Origin of the sequence: Hafnia sp. (assembly GCF_036648275.1) — a bacterium.
GTDB lineage: Bacteria > Pseudomonadota > Gammaproteobacteria > Enterobacterales > Enterobacteriaceae > Hafnia > Hafnia alvei.
In genome coordinates, this window is record NZ_JAVXIQ010000067.1 from 1 (window position 1) to 3,977 (window position 3,977).

Annotated in this window: 4 protein-coding genes; 2 read left to right on the forward strand and 2 right to left on the reverse strand. The window is 50.2% G+C overall.

Going from position 1 to position 3,977, the window contains the following annotated elements; translation table 11 throughout:
• Nucleotides 1-133 precede the first annotated feature (133 nt).
• Both csdA and csdE read left to right on the forward strand, forming a co-directional pair.
• Complete coding sequence (gene csdA / locus RSC70_RS20950; RefSeq protein ID WP_114445382.1) at nucleotides 134-1,366, forward strand: cysteine desulfurase CsdA; 1,233 nt, start codon at nucleotides 134-136, stop codon at nucleotides 1,364-1,366.
• Nucleotides 1,363-1,797: a cysteine desulfurase sulfur acceptor subunit CsdE gene (gene csdE / locus RSC70_RS20955; RefSeq protein ID WP_008814531.1), complete on the forward strand. Its 435-nt coding sequence runs from the start codon at nucleotides 1,363-1,365 to the stop codon at nucleotides 1,795-1,797. Before csdA ends, csdE begins: the two co-directional genes overlap by 4 nt.
• Here csdE and tcdA read toward each other — a convergent pair.
• Both tcdA and mltA read right to left on the reverse strand, forming a co-directional pair.
• The gene (gene tcdA / locus RSC70_RS20960) at nucleotides 1,792-2,604 is read right to left on the reverse strand and encodes a tRNA cyclic N6-threonylcarbamoyladenosine(37) synthase TcdA (protein WP_008814532.1); all 813 of its coding nucleotides are present in this window, start codon (nucleotides 2,602-2,604) and stop codon (nucleotides 1,792-1,794) included. The two genes, csdE and tcdA, sit on opposite strands and share 6 nt — an antisense overlap.
• Before the next feature lie 84 nt (nucleotides 2,605-2,688).
• A complete protein-coding gene (gene mltA / locus RSC70_RS20965; RefSeq protein ID WP_020303582.1) occupies nucleotides 2,689-3,804 on the reverse strand; it encodes a murein transglycosylase A in 1,116 nt (371 codons plus the stop codon).
• Nucleotides 3,805-3,977: the final 173 nt, after the last annotated feature.

Consider the following 3,977-nt stretch of genomic DNA (forward strand, 5'->3'; position numbering starts at 1 on the left):
TCATTTGCCAGTAGTTAAAAGCATAACAAGCTATTTCAGCTTTGCCAGAAAACTGTCGGATTATTCAGATTAATCTTGCTGTACCATCATCTGGCTCAATAACAAAGCGGCCTGCAACGAGGAATTATTCCGCATGACATCCTTCGATTATTTAGCCTTTCGCGGCCACTTTCCTGCTCTCGCCACCAGCGATAGCCAGCAACACGCGGTGTATCTCGATAGCGCCGCCACCGCTCTCAAGCCTCAGACGTTGATAAATGCGAGTCAGGACTATTACGCTGGTAGTGCCGCTACCGTTCACCGCAGCCAGCATCAAGCGGCTCTCAGACTGACTCAGCGCTATGAGTCAGCACGTCAGTACGTTGCCGAACTACTGCATGCGCCAAGTGCCAATGACATCGTCTGGACCAAAGGTACCACCGAGGCGATTAATTTGGTGGCGCAGAGTTACCTACGCCCAATTCTACGTGCCGGTGACGAAATTTTGGTGAGCGAAGCTGAGCACCACGCGAATCTGATCCCCTGGCTGATGGTGGCTGAACAGTGCGATGCCAACGTCATCAAACTTCCCGTTAATGCGCAGGGTTTGCCGGACTTAAGCCTGTTACCCGCACTGCTTTCACCTCGCACGAAGCTAATGGCCTTAGGGCAAATGTCGAACGTTACCGGCGGCTGCCCCGATCTTGCCTATGCGTTACAGCTCGCCCATCAGAATGGTACGCCGGTGATGATCGATGGAGCTCAAGGGGTGGTTCATCACCCACTGAACGTCAGCGAACTCGATGTTGATTTCTATGCTTTTTCTGCTCATAAAATGTATGGCCCGACGGGCGTCGGCGTGTTGTACGGAAAAACGGTATATCTCGAGCAGATGCACGCATGGCAAGGTGGCGGAAAAATGCTAACTAAAGCCGGATTTGAGGGCTTTACAGAGCAAAGAATTCCACACCGTTTCGAAGCAGGAACGCCAAATATCGCCGGAGTTATCGGATTTTCAGCGGTATTAGAGTGGCTACAGCAGTTTGATTTAAACGCCGCAGAAACCTACAGCGTAGCGCTAGCAGAAGACGCTGAACGGCAGCTTAGGCAGATAACCGGTTTTACCAGCTACCGCGCCCCAAATTCTGCGCTGCTCGCGTTCAATATTGAGGGAGTTCATCACAGCGATTTGGTCACGTTAGTGGCAGAGCAAGGTATCGCTCTTCGTGCAGGCCAGCACTGCGCTCAACCATTGATTCAAGCATTAGGCATCACGGGTTCCCTGCGCGCCTCGTTTGCGCCTTATAATCGGCCAGAAGACGTTACTGCATTAGTAAAAGCGGTAAACTACGCACTATCTATCTTGAACGACGAGGATCTCGCATGATCGCCCCACACTCTTTTGGCCGCATATTGACCCCAGATATGTTAATCGCACGTTTTGATGCGCTGAAGCTGTGGGAAGAACGCTACCGCCAAATCATTCTGCTGGCACGGGAATTACCACCACTGCCGCCAGAGTTGAAGCAACAAAAGACCGAACTGGCCGGCTGTGAAAATCAGGTATGGTTGGGCGGAGAGTTGCTTGAGGATGGGACGATGCACTACTACGGCGATAGCGATGGCCGAATTGTGAAAGGCCTGTTGGCTATTTTACTGACCGGCGCTGAAGGCAAAACGCCACAGCAAATCATAGACAACGATCCGCTGACGCTATTCCAACAGCTTAATATTTTGGAACAGCTGAGCTCATCACGCGCCAGCGGTTTAAATTCGCTGGCAGCGGGTATCAAAAGTATCGCGAAAAACTATCTATAACGCGGCCTCACGCTCGGCTTTCGCTAACATCTTCTTAATCGCATGCGCGACGGCAACAAAACCAAACGTTGCCGTCACCATCGTGACCGAACCAAAACCTGAAGCACAATCCATCCGTTTTGGCCCTTCAGCCGTGCTACGCGAAGCACATACGCTTCCGTCAGGCTGTGGGTATACCAGCGGTTCCGTCGAAAATACGCAGTCAATTCCCAGCTTTCCTTTGCTGTTTTTCACCACGTTGAAATCATTCTTCAAGCGTTCACGCAGTTTAGCTGCCAAAGGATCCTGAATCGTTTTGGCAAGATCGGCAACTTCAATCCGCGTAGGATCAATCTGTCCACCTGCACCACCGGTGGTGACTATCGGGATCTTAAATCGGCGGCAATAGGCCAAAAGAGCTGCTTTAGGACGTACGCTATCAATAGCATCAATGACATAGCTAAAACGACTATCAATCAGTTGATCAACATTATCTGGTGTAATGAAATCGTCGATACAGGTCACTTGGCACTCTGGGTTAATTTCTCGAATGCGCGCAGCCACCACTTCCGTTTTCGCCTGCCCAACATTGCTACGTAAAGCGTGGATCTGCCGATTGGTATTCGTCACGCAGACATCGTCCATATCGATCAACGTAATAGCACCAATCCCTGTGCGCGCTAACGCCTCTGCCGCCCACGATCCCACGCCACCAATACCGATAACGCATACGTGCGCCTGAGAGAAAACCCCCAACGCATGCTGGCCATATAGACGAGCGATACCGCTAAAGCGCTGCAGATAAGCGTCGGAAAAAGATGCTGTCATTGGATTTATTACCTTAGAAATTCTTGATCCCCCCCTCTTTCTCGTTATCAGAGAAAGAGGGGGTCATTACGATAGATGATTTTATTACCGATTATACGCGCTGAACAGCGGTCCACCGCTTTGTGGCGTTTTCAGCACCCAGACACGGCCATAGTGATTATAGAAACCAGCCGCATGGCCTGCTTCTGGTCCAATACCTTGATAGATATCGAAGTGTTGTCCTTTGATCGCCCCGCCCACGTCCAGAGCCACCATCAAACGCATTTCATACTTTCCGGTAAATTTGCCTTGGTTATCCAATAGTGGCACTTCTGCCAGCAACGTAGACCCTGCCGGAATAAGCGAACGATCGGAAGCCACGGAGGCCTTAGCGACTAAAGGCACACCGCTCGCCCCTTTCACTGGCGCATACATTTCTGGCTTAAAGAACACGAAAGAAGGATTCTGTTCCAGCAGCTCACGAACCTCAGCCGCAGAATGATTATCAGCCCATTTACGAATTGCCTGCATCGACATCTCTTCGCGTGCAACTTCGCCACGGTCAATCAACACCTTCCCAATACTGCGATAGGCATGGCCGTTTTTGCCGGAATAACCAAAGAAAGTTAACGGGCGGCCATCGCCGTAATCCACATAACCGCTCCCCTGCACTTCCATCATGAAATTATCCATAATCGAATTGCTATAACCGATTTCAAGATTTCGGTTATCTAATGCGCCGGAATAAATAGCAGAGCGCTCCGGTAAACGGCGGTTCTTACCTTTGCTCGGCATACGATAGAGCGGATACTGGAACTCGCCCTGACGCGTGTAGCGCGCTTCAATCACCGGCGTGTAATAGCCCGTGAACTGCACGTTACCAAAATTATCCATACCTTCCATCTGGTAGGCGTTCAACCCAAACTGGGAAAGCTGACGTGTATCGGCTCCCGCACGTAGCCAGTTAGTGACCGCTTGGAAAGTATCGTTGTTTCTATTATAGAGAGAAGGCGAAGCACGCTGGATTGCGGTGAGCTGATCGGAGAAATCCTTTCCGTTAACCGGTTTTCCTTTTGCGTTCGGCCTATTAACGAGCTCTAACGGATCGTTAATCTTCCCATCCTTATATTGCTGGCCTTTATCCGTTGGACGGGACGAACACCCCGCCAGCAACGCAACCAACAGTCCACCAACTACATATTGTCCCCAACGACCTTTCATCTCACGCTCTCTAGAAACCAAATAACCACCGCCGCACGATAACAAACCCGCCGCACGAAAGGAATTCTCCCCACTAAAAAAACGAGAAGTCGGCAATATCGATTAAAAATAGCCCTGCATGATTAAAAAACATGCATCAAATTGATAAATGAGTGATGTTTGTCAAAAAATTC